Origin of the sequence: Tenacibaculum sp. SG-28, assembly GCF_002954385.1 — a bacterium.
In the GTDB taxonomy this organism is placed as follows: domain Bacteria; phylum Bacteroidota; class Bacteroidia; order Flavobacteriales; family Flavobacteriaceae; genus Polaribacter.
In genome coordinates this window covers 421753-442182 of record NZ_MQVY01000001.1, presented here as the reverse complement: position 1 = coordinate 442182, position 20430 = coordinate 421753, and the positions used below count along the sequence as shown (strand labels likewise).

Below are 20430 nucleotides of genomic sequence, written 5' to 3'. Positions count from 1 at the left end.
CTTACAAATCTTTATACAACGCAATTAATCCTTTTGCTGTTTTATCCCAGGTGAATTCATTTCTGACAAATGATCTTCCATTATTTCCTAATTCTATTTGCAAATCTTTGTTTGTGTAGAGTTGCAATACTTTTTCGGCAAAATCCTCAGGATTTTTCTCCTGATGAACCAGCCCAGAGGAAATGCGTTCTACCAAATCTCTTTGTGCTATGGCATCACTTACCAATAAAGGTTTTCCGAGACTCATGTATTGGAACAACTTATTTGCATACGCTACATCGTGCTGTAAATTCCTTCGTAATGGAGAAATACATAGGCTACTAGCTTCGATATAACTTTGAAACAAAGCTACGTCTTTCCAACCCTCAAAATCAACATATTCCTCAAGACCCAAAGTTGCAACTTCTCTTTTCAAAACAGTATCGGTTGTACTTTTTCCTACAATAACCAATTTAATAGCGGGTATAGGTGCTGTAAGATACTGTAAAGACCGAATTGCTGTAAGAAGCCCTCTTCTTAGGTGCGTGTCGCCTAAATAAAGCAACATAAATTTACCTTGATACCTTTTTACTATTTCTTCATCTACGGTATAATCCGTGAAAAAAGAAGACCGTATCGTGTTAGGAACTAATACCACTTTATCTTTATCCATTGTGATTCTATGAAGTAGATCATTCACAAACTCCTTCGAAACTGTAATTACCTTATCCGCAAGATGGATAAATGCCTCTTCTTTCTGTTTCCATTTTTTGGGTGAAATAATATATTTTCCAGGAAACGTCTGCAAGTGAGGATAGAATTTCATTACCTCAGGATAGTTGTCATGCAGATCTAAAACAACCGGTAAATCAAAATTCTTGTTGGCATTAAAAGTAGCTTGGGCAATCTTTATATCGTGAATGTGTAATGCCTGAATCGTATACTTTTTTATAAAATGCTTAATCTTTTTTTGCATCGACCATGTGTAAAAAGGAACGGTATATGCTAATGCAGATAATTTATACTCTAACTGGTTGGAAAGATAACGTACCACAGAAATTCCATTAATTTCTACTGTCTTTTCTGCTTCACTCTCGGAATAGGTAAGACAAAATAAAAATACCTCGTTGCCACCACGAATAAGTTCTATAGCCTCATTCTCTACCCTAGGATCGGGCGGAAAGACATTATCCAGTATCATACCAATTCTCATAGGCAGCTTTTGTAAATTATAATTTTGTTAATGTGCAAATCGTCTTACTGTTTACTTTTAAATAACCAAAATGTTCTTTTCTGGTACAAAAAATAAAGAATTAGTATTCCTAACAAGAGATACGACAATAGAACCAAAATACTCCCTTTCTGTATGACAGTAGGTTCAAATTTAAACTCGATGATATGGTTCCCTGAAGGAACCAACATCCCTCTCAAAACATAATCCACAGCAATATGAGGAACTTTCTTTCCATCGAGATAAGCGTTCCAACCATCTTGGTAATATATCTCAGAAAAAACAGCAAACTGCTCCTTCGAGGTATTTGTAGTATACTTAAGCGTTGCTACGTTATAATTTGTTAAGACTATACTAGCAGTAGAATCTTTACGAATTCTCTTTTGTTGTAATAAAGTGGTATAGTCGCTAAACATCTGTTTATTCACTACCGCTACTTGCTTAGTATTTAAACTATCTAATGCCATAATTTCCGCATTGGCAGAATCTACAAATTTAATGGCGTCAACAAACCAAGCATTACCGTTTGCATTAGTATTTACCTCAACTTTGTCTTCTCCTAAAATAAAATATTTAGCGTTGAGCATATTCAGCACCTCCATGTTATTTTTGTATACTTGGTACTCAAATAACTCTTGGTAGCGTCGCATCTTTGCAGCGTGATAACCTCCAATTGAATTGTGAAAATAAGAGGTTCTCGCTTCGTTAAGTAGGTTTCCTGCAACGTTAGCCACGCGATAATGAGAAGTATCCTTACTAATTTCAATATCTGCTTTATTCGCTTGGAAAGGTTTACTTACTTTTCTGGCCGACACAAAATCTTCTTTGTTAACGTAACGCATATCTACAGAAACTAAATCAAAGATGAGAAACACGCCAAGAAGTACAATAGCAATATTCTTTTGTATTCTATTTTCTATAAAAAACCAAAGCACAGAAGCAGAAATTAGGACTAGAATTAAAGAGCGAATACTATCGTAAAATAACATGGCTTTTCTGTCTGCTATGACCGCATCTACCAATTCTGGTAACATTTGTTGGTATTGTGCATCGCGAAGTCCATCAAAAGTAAATAGACTTGCACCTAGCAGGGCAAACAATAAAGCTATTCCTCCGGTAACATAGACTGCTTTTTTTAGCGCATCTACCTTTTCTTTTTTAGTATTATTTCCTGAGAAAAGAGCATGTAACCCAAGAATTCCAAGTAGAGGAACACATAGCTCTGCTATAACTTGAATCGAGGAAACAGCTCTAAATTTATTATACAAAGGAACAAACTCTATGAATGCGTCAGTTATGACAGGGAAATTCTTTCCCCAGCTTAAAAGTATAGAAAAGACAGTAGCCGCAACCAACCAATATTTAAATTTATGACGTACTAAAAATACCCCCAAGAAAAACAATAGAAATACTACTGCTCCTATATATGCAGGAGCTTCCACAATTGGTTGTTTGCCCCAATAGGTAAATACATTTTTTGCATACTCTCTTGCCGTTCTGCTATCTGTATTCACTTTAATTACCTCATAGAAATTGGAACGCTCGTCTAATTCTTCAACAGTACCCCCACCCATAAAACGAGGAATAAAAAGATTAAAAGTTTCTAATATTCCGTAACTGTATTCTGTGATGTACGATTTATCTAAACCAGAAGTAGGCAACTTATCAGAACCATCGGGGTTTATGGTTAATTCTGAGTTTCCTCTTGTGCTATAAGTAGCGTATTCTTTTGTTGCTAACAACCGAGTAGCATTGGTACTAACACCCAATAAAATGGCAGAAAGTATGATCCCTACTTGCTTTCCGAATTGCTTTAATTCTCCCTGTTTAAAGGCTTGAATGGCTTCTACTATTCCTAAAATTAGTAAACAGAAGCCCAAATAGTAAGTCATTTGAATGTGATTTGCACAGATTTCTAGAGCCATTGCTATGGCTGTTAGTAAAAAACCCAACAAATATCTTTTTTGAAACACATAAATAACGCCTGCCAAAACCAGTGGCATATATCCAATAGCGTGCGCCTTTGCGTTATGACCCGCACCAAAAATGATAATTAAATAGGTAGAGAATCCATAGGATAGACTACCTAAAACAGCCAATTTCCAATCTATTTTTAAGGCAGTTAACAATATAAAAAAACCAAAAAAGTATAGGAATAAATAATCTGCAGGCCGAGGTAAAAAACGTATACCTTTATCTATATATCGAATAAAATCATATGGGAAATACGTTCCAATTTGATACGTTGGCATGCCGCTAAAAGCATTTCCAACCCAATATGACTCCTTCCCTTTTTCCGCTCTATAATCAGTTGCCTCTTTTGACATACCAATAAATTGCGTAATGTCGTTTTGTTTAATTTTTTTTCCACTTAATACTGGATTAAAATACAATAAGGCGGCAATGGAAAAAATAAAAAAAACAATTATATATGGTAAAATCTGTTTCTTATTCATAGTTATTCAATTTCTTCAAAGTCGATGTATTCATCATCGGATGGATAACTTTGGTTTGTGTTTTTCGATTTTGATTTTGGCTTTTTATCTATGACTGTCTTTCCTTCCTCTACGGCAGTTTCGTTAGGATTAGCGTAGTTTTGTTGTGCGTTTTTCTGCGCCTTATCTACAGCTTTTTTGATTAAATATGGTCCAAAAAATCGCACGAAAAGTTTAAATCCGTAATAAATTAACAATATGATTACTATGGTTTTTAACAAATTAAGTATGCCTAGTAGATATAACATCATCGTTTTTAAATGCTTTTAAAAAATTAATCAAAAGTAACAATTTGACAGCAAAGGTAACGTTAAGAGTTTACAAAACTTACCCTATATCGTATTTCATAATTTTAGTGTATGTTTGTATTTGTGCCTAAAATGGAATTTGAAAAATGTTAAAAACATCCCCTTTACTATTATGCTTGATATTCACAATAGCTGCCTATGCACAATACACTCCTGTTATAAACTCCAATAAACCAGGGTTATCAGAAAGCCCATACAGTGTCGGGTCGGGTGTTTATCAATTTGAATCTACTCTGTTTTATCGAAGTATTCCATTGGCAGAGACTTTCAGTAATCCGAAATCTCTTGGTATCGACTTTGCGTTCCGAACGAGTTTTTTAAGTGATAAATTAGAATTCAATCTCAATACTGCGATAGCAAGCAATACGATTGGCTTTAAAAATATTTTTGAATCTACCTATAAAACAACGGGGATAAACAATCTCGTTCTCGGTGCAAAATATTTTATATATGCACCAAAATACGAAGATAAATCTAAAGAGGTACGTAGTTGGAAAGCAAGGCATTCTTTCGATTACAAACGATGGATTCCACATGTAGGTGTGTATGCAGGTGTAAATTTCGGAGATGTCACTCCAGACTACTTTAACAAAGGCGGGATTACACCGAAAATAGGGGTTCTATTGCAAAACGAATTCTCAGACAAATTAAATGTGATAACAAATGTTTACTACGATTATATAGGTAGCGAATTTGCATCCTTCAGATATATACTTACCGGAACCTATAATTTTAATAATTATTGGTCTGGATTTCTCGAGACGGAAGGACTTTTTGGAAAACAACCGCAAAATAGTAGCCTTGCTACAGGGGTAGCCTATCTATTACATTTAAATCTCCAAGTCAACGCATCCTTACGAGCTAATTTTGAAAAAGAACAGAGCGGTATAACCGCAGGAATTGGAGTTTCGTATCGTATAGATAGGCATAAGGACAAATTCACTGAAATTGATGAATTTGGTAATGTGATCAAAGAGGAGGAGCCCATAAAATACGACCAAAACAGATCTTTCTTTGGCAGAATATTTGGTAAGATTGGAAATGTATTTAACAAAAAAGATCCCAGAGAGCAGAAAGTAGATTTGGATATCTCTCCAAATGTGAACGAAACTAGTACCAATAAAAGCAGTAGGAAAAGAGAACGAAAAGAATCTCTAGTTGATATTATTTCAAAAGAAGATAAAAAAGAAAAGAAAAAAGTAGCTAAACAGACGAAAAAAGAAGCTAGAAAAAAAGAAAAAGAGTTAAAGAAAAACAAAAAAAGGATTGAGAAAGAAAAAGAAAAAGAAGCAAAAAGAAAAGAGAAAGAGCGTTTAAAACTTGAAAAAGAAATAAAAAAACTAGAAGAGGAAATTAAAAAAGAAGAGGAAAAAGAGAAGAAAGAAAAACAAAAAAAAGCACAAAATAAAAAGGACAACTAAAATAGCATGATACGAATTCAAGAAATAGCTTCTACAAAGGAAATGAAACAATTTGTTAAATTTCCTTTTACACTTTATAAAAATAACAAGTATTGGGTTCCTCCGATTATTAAAGATGAATTGGCAAATTTTGATAAAAAGAATAATCCGGTTTTTGAGCATGCTACTGCTAGATTCTTTCTTGCATATAAAAATGATACGATTGTAGGGCGAGTTGTAGCTATAATTAACACCTATGAAGTTGAAAAGCAGCATATAAAAAAAATGCGTTTTGGTTGGTTTGACGTTATCGATGACATTGAAGTATCCAGAATACTGTTAAACAAAGTTAAAGAGATAGGCATTCAAAATAACCTAAGATATGTCGAGGGGCCAATTGGGTTTAATAACCTGGATAAAACTGGAGTACTCACCGAAGGATTCGACCATATTGGAACGATGATTACCTGGTATAATCATCCCTATTATCAGAAGCATTTAGAACAATTAGGATTTGTTAAAGAAAAAGAATATTTAGAACATAAATTCCTTTTTAAAAATGTAGATTTCACGAAATATGAAAGAGCTTCTAAACTAATAGAGAAAAGATACGGGTTACAAACGCTAAACTTCACGAATACCAAAGATATACTGCCGTATGTTACTGAAATGTTTGGTTTATTTGACAAAACCTATTCAAAACTCTCTACCTACGTTCCTATTTCAGAGGCTCAGATAACATATTTTAAAGAAAAATATATCAGTTTTATAAATCCCGAATACATTAAGTTTGTTATTGATAAAAACAAAAAATTAATAGCCTTCGCAATAGTAATGCCATCGTTCTCAGAGGCACTTCAAAAGGCAAATGGCAAACTTTTTCCTTTCGGAATATGGCATCTTTTAAAAGCGAGAAAAAAAGCCAAAGATGTTACATTTTATCTTATCGGTGTAGACCCCGAATATCAAAACAGAGGAGTTACTGCCCTAATTTTTAAAGAATTTTATAAAACCTTCAGTGCTAAAGGCATTGAAAATTGTATTCGTACGCCTGAATTAGCAGAGAACACTGCTATTCAAAATATTTGGAAGGAATTTCATCCGGTGGTACACAAACGAAGAAGAACGTACAGAATAAATTTATAATGCAATTATTTTTTAATTCTTCCATCTCGGAAAACGACAAAGAGATTACTTTCGACAAAAATGAAAGTCGTCATATTATAAAGGTGCTTCGCAAAAAGGAAGGAGATACGCTTCATATTACCAATGGTAATAATTTTCTATTTACGGTAAAAATACGTGTTGCAAGTGATAAAAAGTGTATCGCTTCTATTGCAGAGGTTTTCCAAAAAAAATCCTCCAGAAACTATACACTACACATCGCTATTGCTCCAACTAAAAACAACGACCGTTTCGAGTGGTTTTTAGAAAAAGCAACTGAAATTGGCATCGACGAAATAACACCAATAATATGTGCTAATTCAGAGCGGAAATCAATTAAAAAAGAGCGCATGGAAAAGATAATCCAAGCAGCAATGAAGCAATCCTTGCAATATAAATTGCCACATTTAAACGATACTGTAAGATGTCTTGATTTTATCAATTCTAAAAAAGACGGCGAATTATTTATTGCACATTGTGAGAAGAGCACTGAAAAACCAACTATACAAAAATGCAGCACACCTGGAAACTCTTATACGATTTTAATAGGACCTGAAGGAGATTTTTCGCCTGCTGAAATTCAAAGCGCTATAAAGATGAATTACCAACCTATTAGCTTAGGGGAGAATAGACTTCGAACAGAAACAGCGGGTATTACAGCTGCGTCACATATAGCTTTCGTGAACGAAAAGGACTACTAAAATCTAACAATAATTAGATATTTTTAATTTTGTTAGTATATTGTACATAAAAAAACATTCTTGAAAACAACAACAATTTTCCTGATACTATTTATACGGTCCTTTTGTTTTTCGCAAGAGATAGCAACCCTTAAATATGACGGAGGTGGAGACTGGTATGCCAATCCTACCGCATTGCCTAACTTAATTGCCTTTACCAATAAAAATATAAAAAGCGCTATAGCTAAAGACCCCGATGTGGTCGCTTTAAATGACAATGGAATCTTCCACTATCCACTGGTTTTTTTGACAGGACATGGTAATGTTTATTTCAGTGAGGAAGATGCGACAATGTTAAAAAATTACCTCAGTTCTGGCGGATTTTTGCATATTTCTGACAATTATGGATTAGACAAATACATCAGACGAGAAATGAAAAAAGTATTTCCAAATAAGAATTTTCAGGAACTACCCACAACCCATCCAATTTATAACCAAACCTTTTCCTTTCCAAATGGACTCCCTAAAATACACGAGCACGATAAAAAAGCACCAAAAGGTTTAGGTATATTTTACGAAGGTCGCTTGGTTGTTTTTTACGATTATGAAAGTGACTTAAGTGACGGATGGGAAGATCAAGAGGTTCATAATAATTCAAAGGAAATAAGAATAAAAGCCTTACAAATGGGAGCCAATATTATTGAATATGCCTTTAAAAACTAGCACAATTAACATAGACGAAATTCAAATTAATTTTGATACCGAAGCATTATGGATGCTAAATATCGCACTAGCAATTATAATGTTTGGAATTTCACTAGACATAACAATAGACGATTTTAAGCGACTAATTAGAAACCCTAAAATCTTACTTGTTGGAATACTATCACAATTTATACTGTTACCTGCCTTAACGTTCGTATTGGTTTTAATTTTGAAACCACACCCAAGTTTTGCCTTAGGAATGATTCTGATCGCCGCTTGCCCTGGAGGAAATGTATCTAATTTTTTTAGTAAAATGGCAAAAGGTAATGCCGCATTATCCATCAGTTTAACAGCTTTTGCTACGTTAATATGTATTGTCTTAACACCTTTTAATTTAAAATTTTGGGGTTCCTTATATCCACCGACAAATGAAATACTTCAAACAGTAGCACTCGATGCCTATGAATTAACAAAATTAGTTCTCTTGATTTTAGGTATCCCGCTTGTTTTGGGTATGCTAGTAAACCATTACCACCCTAAAATGGCGAAAAAAATTAACACTTTACTAAGACCTTCCTCGTTACTATTTTTTTTATTACTGATTGTTATTGCCTTATACGACAATGCAAATATTTTTAAAAACTACATCCATTTGGTCTTATTCCTTGTAGTTTTTCATAATATATTTGCCTATTGCATTGGTTATTTTACCGCAAAATCATTTAGGCTTTCAGAGAAAGATAAAAGAACCATAGCTGTGGAAACAGGAATTCAAAATGGTGGTTTAGGGTTGTTATTAATCTTTAGTTTTTTTGATGGATTGGGTGGCATGGCTCTTTTAGCTGCTTTTTGGGGTGTGTGGGACATATTTTCAGGCATGGCCCTCGCCACGTACTGGGGGAGAAAAAACAATAAGTAATGCAAGACTTTATCTATTTATTTTTCAAACTATTTATAAAAACTGGGCTTTTCTTTTACACCAAAAAAATAAAGGTCACCGTTCAGCAGCCGATACCAAAAGACGGTGCTATTGTATTTGCAGCAAACCACCCCAATGGACTAATTGACCCGCTAGTCATTGCCACAAGTATTTCTCGCAAGACTAATTTTTTAGTTAGAGCAGGAGTATTTAACAACAAAATAGTTTCCTCTTTTTTTGATATACTAGGAATGATGCCGGTATATAGAATTCGGGATGGTATCCAGCAACTATCCAAAAACCAAGCAATTTTTAACAAATGTGAAAAACTACTTAAAAAAAACGAAGCTATTTTAATTTTTCCGGAAGGAAGTCATAATAAAAAAAGAACCATTCGACCACTGAGTAAAGGTTTTACAAGAATTATTCATCAAACTTTAGAACATAACCCTGAGACAAAAATTTACGTAATACCAATAGGAATTACCTATCAAAACCCATCGGAATACCCTTTAAAACTAGCAGTAAATATCGGTACGCCTATATGTGCTAATTCTTCCTACGAACAAGACCAATTCACTAGCGTAAAGTACTTGAAGAGTGAAGTATCGAAACAACTAGAAGGTTTAACAGTTCACATAAAAGATGATGAAAATTACAGTAGCATTGTTCAATCTTTAAACAAGGCACAAGTAGATTATACGGAGGTATCTGCTGTAAATCAAATGATACAACAAAAAGAGACGGTATTACCCAAAAAAATAAAAAGTAACTATTTCAAACCGTTGTTATTTCTCCTTATTATAAATGGAATCATTCCTTATATTATATGGAAAAGAATAGCTAAGAAAATTAATGAATTTGAATTTATAGATACCTTTAGGTTTGGAAGCAACTTAATTTTATACCCTACCTTCCTGCTAATACAGACAGGAATCATCTGTTATTTTTTGAATTCCCAAATTGCATGGTACTACAGTATACTAAGTGTGGTTTTGGTGATGTTGTATAGTAAAATTGCCCCTACTCCTCCAAAATAGCATTTTGAATATCCTCTTGAATTTTAGTTCGCATATTGCTCGTTACTAATCCGCGATTCGACATTGTAGGAAACACTCTATTGGATAAAAAAACATAAACGATATCGCTTTCAGGATCTGCCCATGCATAGGTTCCAGTAAAACCACTATGACCAAAACTCTTTTCAGAAACACAGCCACAAGTTGGTTTTTCCTCTACTCTAATTTGCACTTTATCGAACCCTAAGCCTCTTCTAACTTGTTTATCGGCGTAATATCTTTGATTGAACTTTGCTATCGTTTCTGGTTGTAAAAATTGATACCCATCGTAGGAACCATTTTGCAGATACATTTGCATTATTTTTGCGACATCATTCGCATTGGAAAACAAGCCTGCATGCCCGCCGACACCACCCAACATAGCGGCCCCCATATCATGAACATAACCGTGTACCAACTGATTTCGATAATAAGTGTCATTTTCGGTAGGAACTATTTCAGTTTTTGAAAAGGTATTTAAGGGCAAATAACTAGTTCTATTAGCTCCTAAACGTTTATAAAACATCTCATTAACCAAAACATTTAATGGTTCGTTATATTCATGCTCAATTATTTCTTGTAGCATATAATACCCAAGGTCACTATATTTATAGCCTATTTTAGAACGCTGCTCAGCGGCAACTATCTTATGGTAAATTGAATCCCGGTAAGTATTTGCTAGATACAAATTCGAAGCTACCTTTATGGAAAAATCCTCAGACTTTTTAGTTCTGTAGAATTCGGAAGACGCCTTGCCAGTTTTTTCGTCTTTCGTAGCAATGTAAAATGGAATCCAGGCTTTTAACCGAGCATAATGGGATAGAATTTCCTTCAGCATTAAAGTATCCTTATTAGAGTCTTTATACCTGCTCAATACATCCCCTAGCGTGGAGTATAAACTAATTTTTTTTTCCTCTTCAGCCTTCATTACCATTGGTAAAGATGCTAATATTTTTGTTAAAGATGCAAGATCATAGACATCTGAATTTTTAACCTTTCTTTTTCTAGAGTTCGTGTGGTATCCAAAACTCTTGTTGTAAACAACCTTTCCGTGTCTTGCCACTAAAACTTGTCCTCCGGGTGCCATTTTCTCTGCTAAAATAGTATCAATTCTTTTGTCTATAATTGCTAATTTAGAGGAAGATAAGCCAACCTCTTCAGGCAATGTATACCCCAAAATATTTAGTTTGTTTATAAGTAATCCCTCTCCAACTTTAAATTCCTCGAGAATACTTACCGGTAACTTTCCTTGCAAGGCAATAGCCCCAAACAGGCCTTGTGCTGACAATTCTTGTGCCTCTATACTATTTTGATAGGACACTACAATCGACTCAATATTTGTGAATGATTTTACTTGATGCAGACAATAAGGACTTGTAAAAACGTCTAATATTACATTTTTATCTCGAGCAATTTCTTGCAACCAAACCATCTCTTTGTTTGTAAATTTATAGCTCTTCCACGGGTGTTTATTCGATTTGTGAAAACCGATAATAACATGCGTATACGGTTTTAATTTATCTAATAAATCGTTCAACTGCGCACTAGTAACTTTATCTACTTTGGTATAATTTTTCAACATTTTAAAAAAAGAATTCCCGGTATCATCTCCCAAAGGAACATAGGCTATCTTCTTTTTCTCTAAATGTTGTAATGGAAGATTAGACTTTTCATTTTTTAAAACAGTAATAGCATTAGAAAGCAATTTCCTGTGTAATAATTCATCTTTTGTACGATAAATATCCTCTCGGATACTGTCCGTTTTTATTGGAGTAAATTTTGAAAGACCAACTAAATATTTCGCTTGCAATATCTTGGTAACAGAAACATCGATTCGTTCCTCTGTTAATTCTCCAGCTTTTAATTTATCCTTAAATAATTTTACAGTATTAGGGATGTCTTGCGGTATGAGCAGAATATCATTACCTGCTTGAAAAGCAGCTAGGTTGATAGCAGCTGAGGAGCTATAGTTAGCAGCACCTTTCATATTCAAACCATCGGTTATAACCAAGCCACGAAAACCCATTTTTCTTTGTAGTAAATCGGTGACAATATTTTTAGATAATGAGGATGGCAATTCTTTGTTTGGTTCTAATTGCGGCATGCTCAAGTGTGCTACCATAACACTTGCAACGCCAGCAGCAAACATTTTATCATAGGGATAGAGTTCAATAGAGTCTAATCGTTTTGGAGAAAAATCTACTGTAGGCAATGTTTTGTGGGAGTCTTTCTCGGTATCTCCATGTCCTGGAAAATGTTTTGCACTAGCCAATACGCCAACACTCTGCATTCCTTCTGTGAATGCTACACCTTTAAAAGCAACATTCTCTCTGCTTTCTCCAAACGAACGGTTTCCTATAATTGGATTACTTGGGTTGGTATTAATATCTACTACCGGAGCAAAATTTATATGAATTCCAACTCTTTTACAATGCTCTCCAATACTTCTTCCGGTTTCTTTTAGCAGCGCATTATTGGAAATGGCTCCCAAAGTCATATTCCAAGGAAAGCGATAACTATTTTTTAGACGCATATCCAAACCCCATTCACCATCAAAACCAATCAATAAAGGAATCTTTGCCTCCCTCTGGTAGGCATTGTTGAGAACAACTTGCCTCTCTGGTGTTCCCTGCATAAAGATGAGATTTCCAACATGATATTTTTTAATCATATTGCGTATTTCAGATTTGTGCTTATCATCTTTATTGGAATAGGCCTGCACCATAAAAAGCTGTCCAATTTTCTCCTCTACAGTCATGGATTTCAGAATACTATCCACCCAAATGCTTTGCAATAGGGAGTCTTTAGCTTGCAAAGGATTTTTGTACTGTCCAAAAGATAACAGGGTACCCAATAGGGTACAAATAGCTAATAACTTTTTCTTCATATTTAATTTTTACAAATTTTTATCTACCCCAAAAATCGTTTGTGCCAACTAGCAGATGCAGGAACTTCCCAGTTGTGTTCTAATCCTTCTTTGGTTGCTACCATGTTATTAAAAACAATGGTATCTGCATGTATTTTTTTTTGTTTTGCGTAAGCTTGAAAATCAGCCAATGTAATAACATTTATGTTTGCACCATCTTTAAACGAAATATTCATTTTATCCATTAAGTCGACAGACAATTCGGTTTCTAAGTCCTTCACAAAACGAACAGAGGCATCAATAGAACAGCCGGATGCTGTGTTAAAACTTTGGTCAATCGCCAAGATCAAAAACTGGTTATATTTAAGGAGAAATGAACCTTTCAAGTCATCTCCATGACGCGTCCAGTTTTCGATAAATGTTTTAGCTTTTGCATTTATTACCGCCACTTCTTCATTGGTAAAACTCCTATCTGCCTGATACACCCAAATTCTAGCATCTTTAGGTAAATTATCATACGTTGTATACATTTTTCTCGTCTTATTTTGTGTTAAACTTATCTTGAAGAGCTTGCAACTTTTCACTGTCCGACATAACTTTAGTGGGTTTTGTCATTCTTGCTTTTATCTCTCGCAACACTTTTTTGGTGTATAGTGGAAAGTCGGCGTTTTGCATCCAAGAATTATAACCAGGATTTTCTTTTAAGACTTCCTCGACTAACCTTCCTTTGTATTTTCCGAAAGAAAAGATCTCTTTGCCATTGTCATCAAATAAAATAAAACCAGCAAAATCTGCTCTTAGCGTATGTGCTGAAAACTCACTTAATTTGTCAACGGAGTTTTCTAAATCATCATAAGCATCTAGCTGCGCTTTTAAAATCTCATACGTTGCGATGGTATCTGCCTCAGCGGAATGTGCATCTGTCAAATCTTTTCCACAATAGAACTTATACCCTGCACTTAGGGTACGTTGTTCTTTTTTATGAAAAATTACTTGCACATCAATCGCCTTTCTTCCCTCCATACTAAAATCTATATCGGCTCGTAAAAGCTCTTCCGCTAGAAGCGGTATGTCAAAACGATTAGAATTGAAACCTGCAAGATCCGAATCTAAAATCATCGCATTAATTTGCGGCGCTAATTCTTTAAACGTCGGTTCAGTAACAACTTTTTCATTGGTTATACCATGAACTGCAGTTGATTCTGCAGGAATTTCCATTTCGGGATTTACTAACCATGTTTTACTTTCTTTATTTCCGTTGGGGTAAATTTTTAAGATAGATATTTCAACTACTCGATCTTTAGCAATATTGATTCCAGTTGTTTCTAAATCAAAAAATATTATTGGTCTTGTTAAATTTAATTCCATGTATATACATTTTGTAGGGGCTTCAAATAGCACTAAAATTATCTTTTGTTACAGCACCTACCTTTTATTCTTTATTTAATTCCTGTTTAAAATCATCGATTTTATTAAAAATAGCATCGGATAATTTAGGTGCTTCAAAATTACACTTTTCCATTGCTTCTAATAATATTTTTGCAACTAAATAACGTGCTGTTGGTTTATCATCTGCTGGAATGACAAACCACGGAGCAAATTCTTTAGAAGTTCTATTTAGTACATCCTCATAACACATTTGATAGGTATCCCACAATTTTCTTTCTTTCAAGTCTCCCTCGGAAAATTTCCAGTTTTTCTCTGGGATGTTCAATCTTCGCAACAATCTATTTTTTTGTTCTTCCTTTGAAAGATGTAAAAAAACTTTAAAACGATAGTGCCATTATCGTGTAAGTGTTTTTCAAAATTTAAAATACTTTCCATTCTACTGTGGTAAAATGCATCATCGATATCTTCTAGGCTTTTAATATTGGGTATATTTTCAGCAAAAATATATTCTGGATGTACTCTGGTTACCAAAACATTTTCATAATGGGTTCTATTAAATACTCCAATTTTTCCTTTGGACGGAAGTGCTAGGTAATGCCGCCATAAAAAATCATGCTTTTGTTCAAGCGCTGTTGGAACCTTAAAACTATGCACCTCAACGCCTCTGGCATTAACATCTTTAAACACCTCTCGAATTAAGCTATCTTTCCCAGATGTATCCATACCTTGCAAACAAATTAAAATACTATACTTACCCTCTGCATACATAGCATCTTGAAGTTCGCTAATTTTTTTTCTTAATTTTTTAAGCTTTCCTTTGGAACTCTGAATTTCTTGCTTTGTCTCTAAATTCGCTAATTTTATAACAGAAGAAATCTTATAATCGTTTACTTTCATAGAAATATTACATTCGATGTATAAAAATAAGAAAATAAATGCGTTTGTAGATTGATTTTAACGATGTATTAGCAATTTATTACTAGGTATTACCTATGGTACAGACGGTATTATTAATTCTTAAATCTAGTTACAATAGTAAGAAATTAAACATCCTCTGTAAAGCGATACAAGAAAATAGTTTAGGATGCAATACCCTTAGGATCTTCTATACAAAAATAACAAGATACAAAATGGCTATTTTACTCCGATTGATGCACATTTGAAAATGATATTACGTATTAATTTAGAAACGAAAATTTGTAGAATATTTTAAGTCTTTATTGTGTAGGTAACAATAAAACCTTGGTGTTTTATTTAGGAAATTACTCGGTTAGTACAAACTAAAAACAGACACGTTAGCGATATTCCTTTAGGTTATCTTATTTACAAAAATTGAATCACTACAAAATAAGATACGATTGAGAATACGCAAAGCAAAAATTACCCTAAAAAAAGACAACTATATGCATTGCATGCTATACAATACCACTCTTTGCAACTTTAAATTTCTTAATCCTTTTTGAAAGGATTAGATAAGCCAGAATTCCGCACACCATACCTATGGCTAGTAAAGCATAAATAGAGGTAGCTACTTGCGATAATGTCCCATTTTCAACAATCAAAACTTTTACAATATGCAGGTAATGTGTGGTTGGTATTAGGTTAGCAATTACCTGAATAAAAACAGGCATCTGACTCAAGGGCCAAGTAAATCCGCTCAAAATAAAACTCGGAGTTGCAATTACCATCAAAACTTCTGTCGCTTTCAATTGTGTTGGTAAAATTACGCTTACTAAAACACCAATACAACTTGCAGATAACACAAAAAGACCAGTTACTAGCGTTAAGTTGAAAATATTTAAATGCAAGGGCATACGAAACCAGAAAGCAAATATTATATAACAAATCCAAACTCCAATACTCATAAGCAAGTAAGGAAAAATTTTAGAACTTAGTAAAATAAATGCAGAGCTACTCTTCTCAAGGAGTTCTCCAAACGTATTATTTTCATACTCCGCAGAAAAGGAAAGCGCTAAACCTAAAAATAAAACTTGTTGTAATACAGTTCCTAAAACACCTGGCCATAAAAAATACATGTAATTACTCCCTCTGTTGTTCTTCTTAATAAAAGTCATTTTATATGGTTCGTATTGCTGCATTGCTATAGTTCTTGGCATGCCTTGTTTTGTTAATGCTTCAATAGCTATTCCAGCCTTTAAGGTACTTAAGACTTTATTGATAGCCGAAGAGGCATAATTAGCAGTTAGCACATTTGAGGTATTGACAATTGTGGTTACTTCCGGATATTTTTTACTGTAAACTCCTTGCTCAAAATTCTCTGAAATTATAATGGCACATGCAGCATTTTCAGCTATCATACTCTGCGATAAGTAGAATTTGTCTGGCATTATTTTGGCAACAGAAACCACTTCATTGTCCTTTAACATATCAATTATCTTTTTACTCAAGGCACTATTATCTTGATCTACCACAACGATGGGTAAATCTGTTACTTTTCCTTTACTATAAACGTAACCTAATAATATTCCATAAAACATTGGAGCACCCAGAAACAAAACAACTAAAACTTTATTTTTCCAAAACAAAGAGAATTCTCTTTTCAATAAATTTAGAAATACTCTCATCTTATTTTGGAATAGTTACTGTGGTATTGGTAATAATAGAAAAAGTATCTTCGATATTATTTGGTATAATTTTCACCTCAAAAAGTGCTTGTTGCATTTCATAATCTGGATAGGCAGTGGCAATATCGGCATAACTAGATAAAGCCTTTATGGTTTGTACTTTTGCTGCAATTTTTTGATTGTTGTAATGCACTGTTACGGTAATGTCTTGTCCTTTTTCTATTCGTCCGAGTTCTTCCTCAGGAAGTGTAAATCGGAAATGGATGCTGTGATTCAAAAACCCAGAGAACAACGGATATCCGGGTAGGGCTAACTCTCCCTCTTGCAAAGAAATCGTTTCTAAAAGCATGTTTTTGGGCGCAATGATAAAACGTTCATGTGCAGCTGTATTTACTTCTTGAAGTGCTCCTAATGCAGATTCTTTCTGCCCTAGCGCCATATTTTTTTGTTCCTGTCTTGCGCCAGACTTGGCATCGTTTAATGCTGATTTAGTAGCTAGATATTGTGCCAAAGCTCCTTGGTATTTTGTGTAGACTTCATCATATTTTTGTTGAGGGATTAAAGAATCCTGTAACATCCCCTGCAAACGTTTAACTGATTTTGTTGCAAAATCATACTGTTCTTTTACTGCATTTAGCTTTGCCGTTAATTGGGTAATTTGAGCATCAGTAGCTCCTTTTAAGGCCATTTGATATTGTGCATCCGCAGTAGATACCATTCCTTCCACTTGTACTTTTTTTGCATCTACTTCAGGAATTTCCAAGATAGCAAGCGTATCTCCTTGTTGAACTTGATCCCCTTCTTTAAAAATATTTTTAAAATTCTACCGGGAACTTTGCCAGCCACACTCAAAGATTCGCGTTCTGTTTTACCCTGGAAAACATTATTGGTGGTATCGGAACAGCCTGTTATAAGCATCAAAACTAACAGGAATAGTAAAGGTATTTTCTTAGTCATTTTACTCGTATATTTTGTTGTAAAGCTCCAGAAGCTATATATAATTTAACTGCAGAGGTTCTTTGATTTACCAGAGATTCAACAGTATGTAATTTTGCTTTAACATAATCGTTTTCAGACGCCAATCGTTCGGTAACACTGATCAAACCTAAAGCGTATTGTTTTTGCGCTTTTACTAAGTTATTTTTTGCCACATGTTCTTGTTGATACGCCACTTCTAACTTAGCAACCTCAGCAGTATATTGATGTTGGGCATTGGTAAGAAGTAGGTCTAATTTCTCTTCAGCATCCGATAATTTATTTTCCAGTTGTGCCTTTTCAATTTTTGCTATTTTAATTTTATGACTCCGTTCCAAACCATCAAAAATACCCCATTGCAAACCAATACCTGCAGTAAATATTGGCTGTAAACCAAGATTATCAATATCTAAGGAGAGTTTTTCATCGAGCACCGGCAATACTTCTGTTTCAATCTGCGAGCCAAATAATCCGACATAAGTGAGACCTATGGAAACTCCAACTTTTGGAAAATAGGAACCTTTTTCTTTTTTAATTAAGTACTCTTGAGCTTCGTTAAATGATTGTAAAGCTTTTAGCTCATTTTTATTTTGAACAGTGTAGTCTTCCCGTAATGAAATTGCAGGCTCCGGAATAAACGAGATAGATTCTATCACCTCTAAAGAGAAACCAGTTAACAAAGCAATCTTACTTTTAAGCACTTCTTGTTTGCCTTTTACTTCTATATTTTTAGATTGCAATTCTAATTTCGCCAACACTATTTTATCTCTATCGTAAGGGACTCCCAGACCTAATTGTATTGCTTTTTGAACGCGTAATTGTTCTTTATCTAGACGTTTTCTGCTATTAGCAATAAGTATTTCAGCTTGCTTTAAAAGCATTAATTGGTCAAAACTCGTAATTACTTCTTGGATAATTTGTTCTTCGTCAACATTAATTAAAAATTGATTTCCCTCTATTTTTTTTCGAGTGCACGTACTGAATTCGGAATTTGAAACCCTGAAAAAATCACAGATTTGGCCATTAAGGAAGCATTGTAAAACTGAGAATTAAAATCAAAAGAACCAAAACCATCAAACAAAGTAATTGGATTCAATGGTGGTGGTAATGGAATAACTTCCGTTGGTAAATCTAAATTAATAACGCCTTGCATATAACCGTATGCAGCCTCAAGTTCCACTTTAGGCAGGTATAAATTTGCGACACTTTCTTTTTTAAGTTTGTCAATATCTGTATCTAACTTTTTATTTTTTAAAATCTTATTACGTACAATTGCACTATCAATTCCACTTTTAACCACAGGATGTACATTGATTTGTGCTTGTAATACACCACAAAAAAAGAAACATAGTAAGCGTAATCTTAAAACCATAATAAATACCTATTAAATTCTAGGTAACCTTAATTGAATATTACAGGGGAAAAATTTTATGTCACTAAATTAAAGTAATGACAGCTCTAAAAACATAGATTTATTTTTATATAGCTCAAACAATTTACAATAAATTATACACAATTAAAAATATCCATATATTTCAGCAAGAAAAAACAGGAAATACCTTGATGTAAAACTCAAAATTAGAATAGATTTACAAAATATTTCTTCTATCACATAGCACTACATCAAATTACACAAATCGCGTAAGTTTTTGTACAATATGAAAGAATTGCCAAATGGGAATATTTAACACCTATAAAATCATTTGTTTACACTGGTTAAGCATATAAAAGTATACTAGTACAAAAGCAAATATCCCTACATCAAAAAATAGATGACAACAAGTCAAACATATATTTAACAGCAGGAAAACCCGAGGTTTATTGTACTTTTCCTTCATTAATAAAAAATAAAACATGTTTCGTACCTTTGATGTTAAAATTAATAGTCCAACAGTTAACACAAATTTAAAGTATTACAAAACCAACATGTTTAACAAATCGTTGGTCCATTAAATTATCTACTTAGCGCTTGATAAAACAAATCATGAAAGTATCAGAAATAAAAAATCATTTAAAAAAATTAAGTACAATCGCCTTTGAATTGCCAAACGGAGAACTTGTTCCAAAACATTTTCATGTAACAGAAGTTGGAAAGGTGCATAAACACTTTATAGATTGTGGAGGTACTATTCGCGAAGAAGAAGTAGTGAATTTTCAATTGTGGAGTGCAAACGATTACAACCATCGTTTACACCCTGAAAAGTTGCTACAGATTATTGAACTATCTGAAAAAACACTTGGTATTAAAGATGTAAACATTGAGGTAGAATACCAAGGAGAAACTATCGGTAAATACGAACTGGGTTTTAATGGAAAAAATTTTACTTTAGGAAATAAGGCAACTGCTTGTTTAGCTGAAGAACAATGTGGAATCACACCTAAAGAAAAACCTAAAATCCGTATTTCCGCATTGGGCAATCAGCGTAAAAATGAATGTGACCCAAATAGTGGATGCTGTTAACATAATTTTTAAAAGGATTAATACCAATTTATGCAAAGGTTGCATAAAGTGTTAGTGTGATTTTATTTTTTTTGTAAAAGATAAAATATTAATCCTCCTGTAATGTAAAGCAAAATATCAATAGCGTCAGCAGTATAACGTTCTTTAAACTTTGGTAAAAAATATTCAAATAAAAAACTAAAGAATAAAACTATATATACAATAGACCACAAGGG

17 protein-coding genes and 1 pseudogene are annotated in these 20430 nt (G+C 33.7%); 7 read left to right on the top strand and 11 right to left on the bottom strand.

From position 1 onward, the window contains the following. Window position 1: 1 nt before the first annotated feature. The 3 genes from BSU00_RS01945 to BSU00_RS01935 are packed head-to-tail and all read right to left on the bottom strand — an operon-like array spanning window position 2 to window position 3956. Window positions 2-1192, bottom strand: a complete 1191-nt coding sequence (locus BSU00_RS01945) for a glycosyltransferase family 4 protein (protein WP_105002890.1) — start codon at window positions 1190-1192, stop codon at window positions 2-4. Between the two features lie 44 nt (window positions 1193-1236). Next, the gene (locus BSU00_RS01940) at window positions 1237-3666 is read right to left on the bottom strand and encodes a YfhO family protein (protein ID WP_105002889.1); all 2430 of its coding nucleotides are present in this window, start codon (window positions 3664-3666) and stop codon (window positions 1237-1239) included. Window positions 3667-3668: 2 nt separating this feature from the next. Next, window positions 3669-3956, bottom strand: coding sequence for a DUF4834 family protein (locus BSU00_RS01935; protein WP_233188542.1), 288 nt, complete (start codon window positions 3954-3956; stop codon window positions 3669-3671). 143 nt (window positions 3957-4099) lie between these two features. On the opposite strand from BSU00_RS01935, the gene BSU00_RS01930 reads away from it, so the two are divergent. The 6 genes from BSU00_RS01930 to BSU00_RS01905 are packed head-to-tail and all read left to right on the top strand — an operon-like array spanning window position 4100 to window position 9921. Further along, window positions 4100-5434 carry a transporter gene (locus BSU00_RS01930; RefSeq protein WP_105002887.1) on the top strand — a complete coding sequence of 445 codons (1335 nt, stop codon included), beginning with the start codon at window positions 4100-4102 and terminating at the stop codon, window positions 5432-5434. Between the two features lie 6 nt (window positions 5435-5440). Continuing rightward, window positions 5441-6559 carry a GTP cyclohydrolase gene (locus tag BSU00_RS01925; protein WP_105002886.1) on the top strand — a complete coding sequence of 373 codons (1119 nt, stop codon included), beginning with the start codon at window positions 5441-5443 and terminating at the stop codon, window positions 6557-6559. Continuing rightward, on the top strand, window positions 6559-7278 hold the full coding sequence (locus BSU00_RS01920; protein WP_105002885.1) for a 16S rRNA (uracil(1498)-N(3))-methyltransferase: 720 nt from the start codon (window positions 6559-6561) through the stop codon (window positions 7276-7278). Before BSU00_RS01925 ends, BSU00_RS01920 begins: the two co-directional genes overlap by 1 nt. Before the next feature lie 60 nt (window positions 7279-7338). Then, complete coding sequence (locus BSU00_RS01915; RefSeq protein WP_105002884.1) at window positions 7339-7980, top strand: DUF4159 domain-containing protein; 642 nt, start codon at window positions 7339-7341, stop codon at window positions 7978-7980. Then, window positions 7964-8881 carry a bile acid:sodium symporter family protein gene (locus BSU00_RS01910; RefSeq protein WP_105002883.1) on the top strand — a complete coding sequence of 306 codons (918 nt, stop codon included), beginning with the start codon at window positions 7964-7966 and terminating at the stop codon, window positions 8879-8881. Before BSU00_RS01915 ends, BSU00_RS01910 begins: the two co-directional genes overlap by 17 nt. Continuing rightward, window positions 8881-9921, top strand: coding sequence for a lysophospholipid acyltransferase family protein (locus tag BSU00_RS01905; RefSeq protein WP_105002882.1), 1041 nt, complete (start codon window positions 8881-8883; stop codon window positions 9919-9921). Before BSU00_RS01910 ends, BSU00_RS01905 begins: the two co-directional genes overlap by 1 nt. On the opposite strand, the gene BSU00_RS01900 is transcribed toward BSU00_RS01905, so the two are convergent. The 8 genes and pseudogenes from BSU00_RS01900 to BSU00_RS01865 form a co-directional block, all read right to left on the bottom strand. Beyond that, a complete protein-coding gene (locus tag BSU00_RS01900; protein ID WP_105002881.1) occupies window positions 9905-12826 on the bottom strand; it encodes a glycoside hydrolase family 3 N-terminal domain-containing protein in 2922 nt (973 codons plus the stop codon). The genes BSU00_RS01905 and BSU00_RS01900 overlap by 17 nt on opposite strands. 23 nt (window positions 12827-12849) lie before the next feature. After that, window positions 12850-13335, bottom strand: a complete 486-nt coding sequence (locus BSU00_RS01895; RefSeq protein WP_105002880.1) for an ABC transporter ATPase — start codon at window positions 13333-13335, stop codon at window positions 12850-12852. A gap of 10 nt (window positions 13336-13345) precedes the next feature. Continuing rightward, complete coding sequence (locus BSU00_RS01890; RefSeq protein WP_105002879.1) at window positions 13346-14173, bottom strand: 3'-5' exonuclease; 828 nt, start codon at window positions 14171-14173, stop codon at window positions 13346-13348. A 64-nt stretch (window positions 14174-14237) separates the two neighbouring features. Continuing rightward, window positions 14238-15091 (bottom strand): annotated as a pseudogene (locus tag BSU00_RS01885) (PPK2 family polyphosphate kinase). 518 nt (window positions 15092-15609) lie between these two features. Continuing rightward, the gene (locus BSU00_RS01880; RefSeq protein ID WP_105002878.1) at window positions 15610-16779 is read right to left on the bottom strand and encodes an ABC transporter permease; all 1170 of its coding nucleotides are present in this window, start codon (window positions 16777-16779) and stop codon (window positions 15610-15612) included. 1 nt (window position 16780) lies between these two features. Beyond that, window positions 16781-17542, bottom strand: a complete 762-nt coding sequence (locus BSU00_RS01875) for an HlyD family secretion protein (protein ID WP_233188541.1) — start codon at window positions 17540-17542, stop codon at window positions 16781-16783. 190 nt (window positions 17543-17732) lie between these two features. Continuing rightward, window positions 17733-18635: a TolC family protein gene (locus tag BSU00_RS01870; protein WP_105002877.1), complete on the bottom strand. Its 903-nt coding sequence runs from the start codon at window positions 18633-18635 to the stop codon at window positions 17733-17735. A gap of 74 nt (window positions 18636-18709) precedes the next feature. Further along, on the bottom strand, window positions 18710-19126 hold the full coding sequence (locus BSU00_RS01865) for a hypothetical protein (protein ID WP_105002876.1): 417 nt from the start codon (window positions 19124-19126) through the stop codon (window positions 18710-18712). Window positions 19127-19738: 612 nt separating this feature from the next. On the opposite strand from BSU00_RS01865, the gene BSU00_RS01860 reads away from it, so the two are divergent. After that, the gene (locus BSU00_RS01860) at window positions 19739-20215 is read left to right on the top strand and encodes a DUF6428 family protein (RefSeq protein ID WP_105002875.1); all 477 of its coding nucleotides are present in this window, start codon (window positions 19739-19741) and stop codon (window positions 20213-20215) included. Window positions 20216-20430 lie beyond the last annotated feature (215 nt).

What these genes read in the sequence shown, in the direction of transcription:
- BSU00_RS01925 (WP_105002886.1), top strand. Translation starts at nt 5,441, where the DNA reads ATGATACGAATTCAAGAAATAGCTTCTACAAAGGAAATGAAACAATTT.
- BSU00_RS01900 (WP_105002881.1), bottom strand. Translation starts at nt 12,826, where the DNA reads ATGAAGAAAAAGTTATTAGCTATTTGTACCCTATTGGGTACCCTGTTA.
- BSU00_RS01910 (WP_105002883.1), top strand. Translation starts at nt 7,964, where the DNA reads ATGCCTTTAAAAACTAGCACAATTAACATAGACGAAATTCAAATTAAT.
- BSU00_RS01870 (WP_105002877.1), bottom strand. Translation starts at nt 18,635, where the DNA reads ATGCTTTTAAAGCAAGCTGAAATACTTATTGCTAATAGCAGAAAACGT.
- BSU00_RS01880 (WP_105002878.1), bottom strand. Translation starts at nt 16,779, where the DNA reads ATGAGAGTATTTCTAAATTTATTGAAAAGAGAATTCTCTTTGTTTTGG.
- BSU00_RS01945 (WP_105002890.1), bottom strand. Translation starts at nt 1,192, where the DNA reads ATGAGAATTGGTATGATACTGGATAATGTCTTTCCGCCCGATCCTAGG.
- BSU00_RS01930 (WP_105002887.1), top strand. Translation starts at nt 4,100, where the DNA reads ATGTTAAAAACATCCCCTTTACTATTATGCTTGATATTCACAATAGCT.
- BSU00_RS01935 (WP_233188542.1), bottom strand. Translation starts at nt 3,956, where the DNA reads ATGATGTTATATCTACTAGGCATACTTAATTTGTTAAAAACCATAGTA.
- BSU00_RS01895 (WP_105002880.1), bottom strand. Translation starts at nt 13,335, where the DNA reads ATGTATACAACGTATGATAATTTACCTAAAGATGCTAGAATTTGGGTG.
- BSU00_RS01920 (WP_105002885.1), top strand. Translation starts at nt 6,559, where the DNA reads ATGCAATTATTTTTTAATTCTTCCATCTCGGAAAACGACAAAGAGATT.
- BSU00_RS01890 (WP_105002879.1), bottom strand. Translation starts at nt 14,173, where the DNA reads ATGGAATTAAATTTAACAAGACCAATAATATTTTTTGATTTAGAAACA.
- BSU00_RS01865 (WP_105002876.1), bottom strand. Translation starts at nt 19,126, where the DNA reads ATGGTTTTAAGATTACGCTTACTATGTTTCTTTTTTTGTGGTGTATTA.
- BSU00_RS01940 (WP_105002889.1), bottom strand. Translation starts at nt 3,666, where the DNA reads ATGAATAAGAAACAGATTTTACCATATATAATTGTTTTTTTTATTTTT.
- BSU00_RS01905 (WP_105002882.1), top strand. Translation starts at nt 8,881, where the DNA reads ATGCAAGACTTTATCTATTTATTTTTCAAACTATTTATAAAAACTGGG.
- BSU00_RS01860 (WP_105002875.1), top strand. Translation starts at nt 19,739, where the DNA reads ATGAAAGTATCAGAAATAAAAAATCATTTAAAAAAATTAAGTACAATC.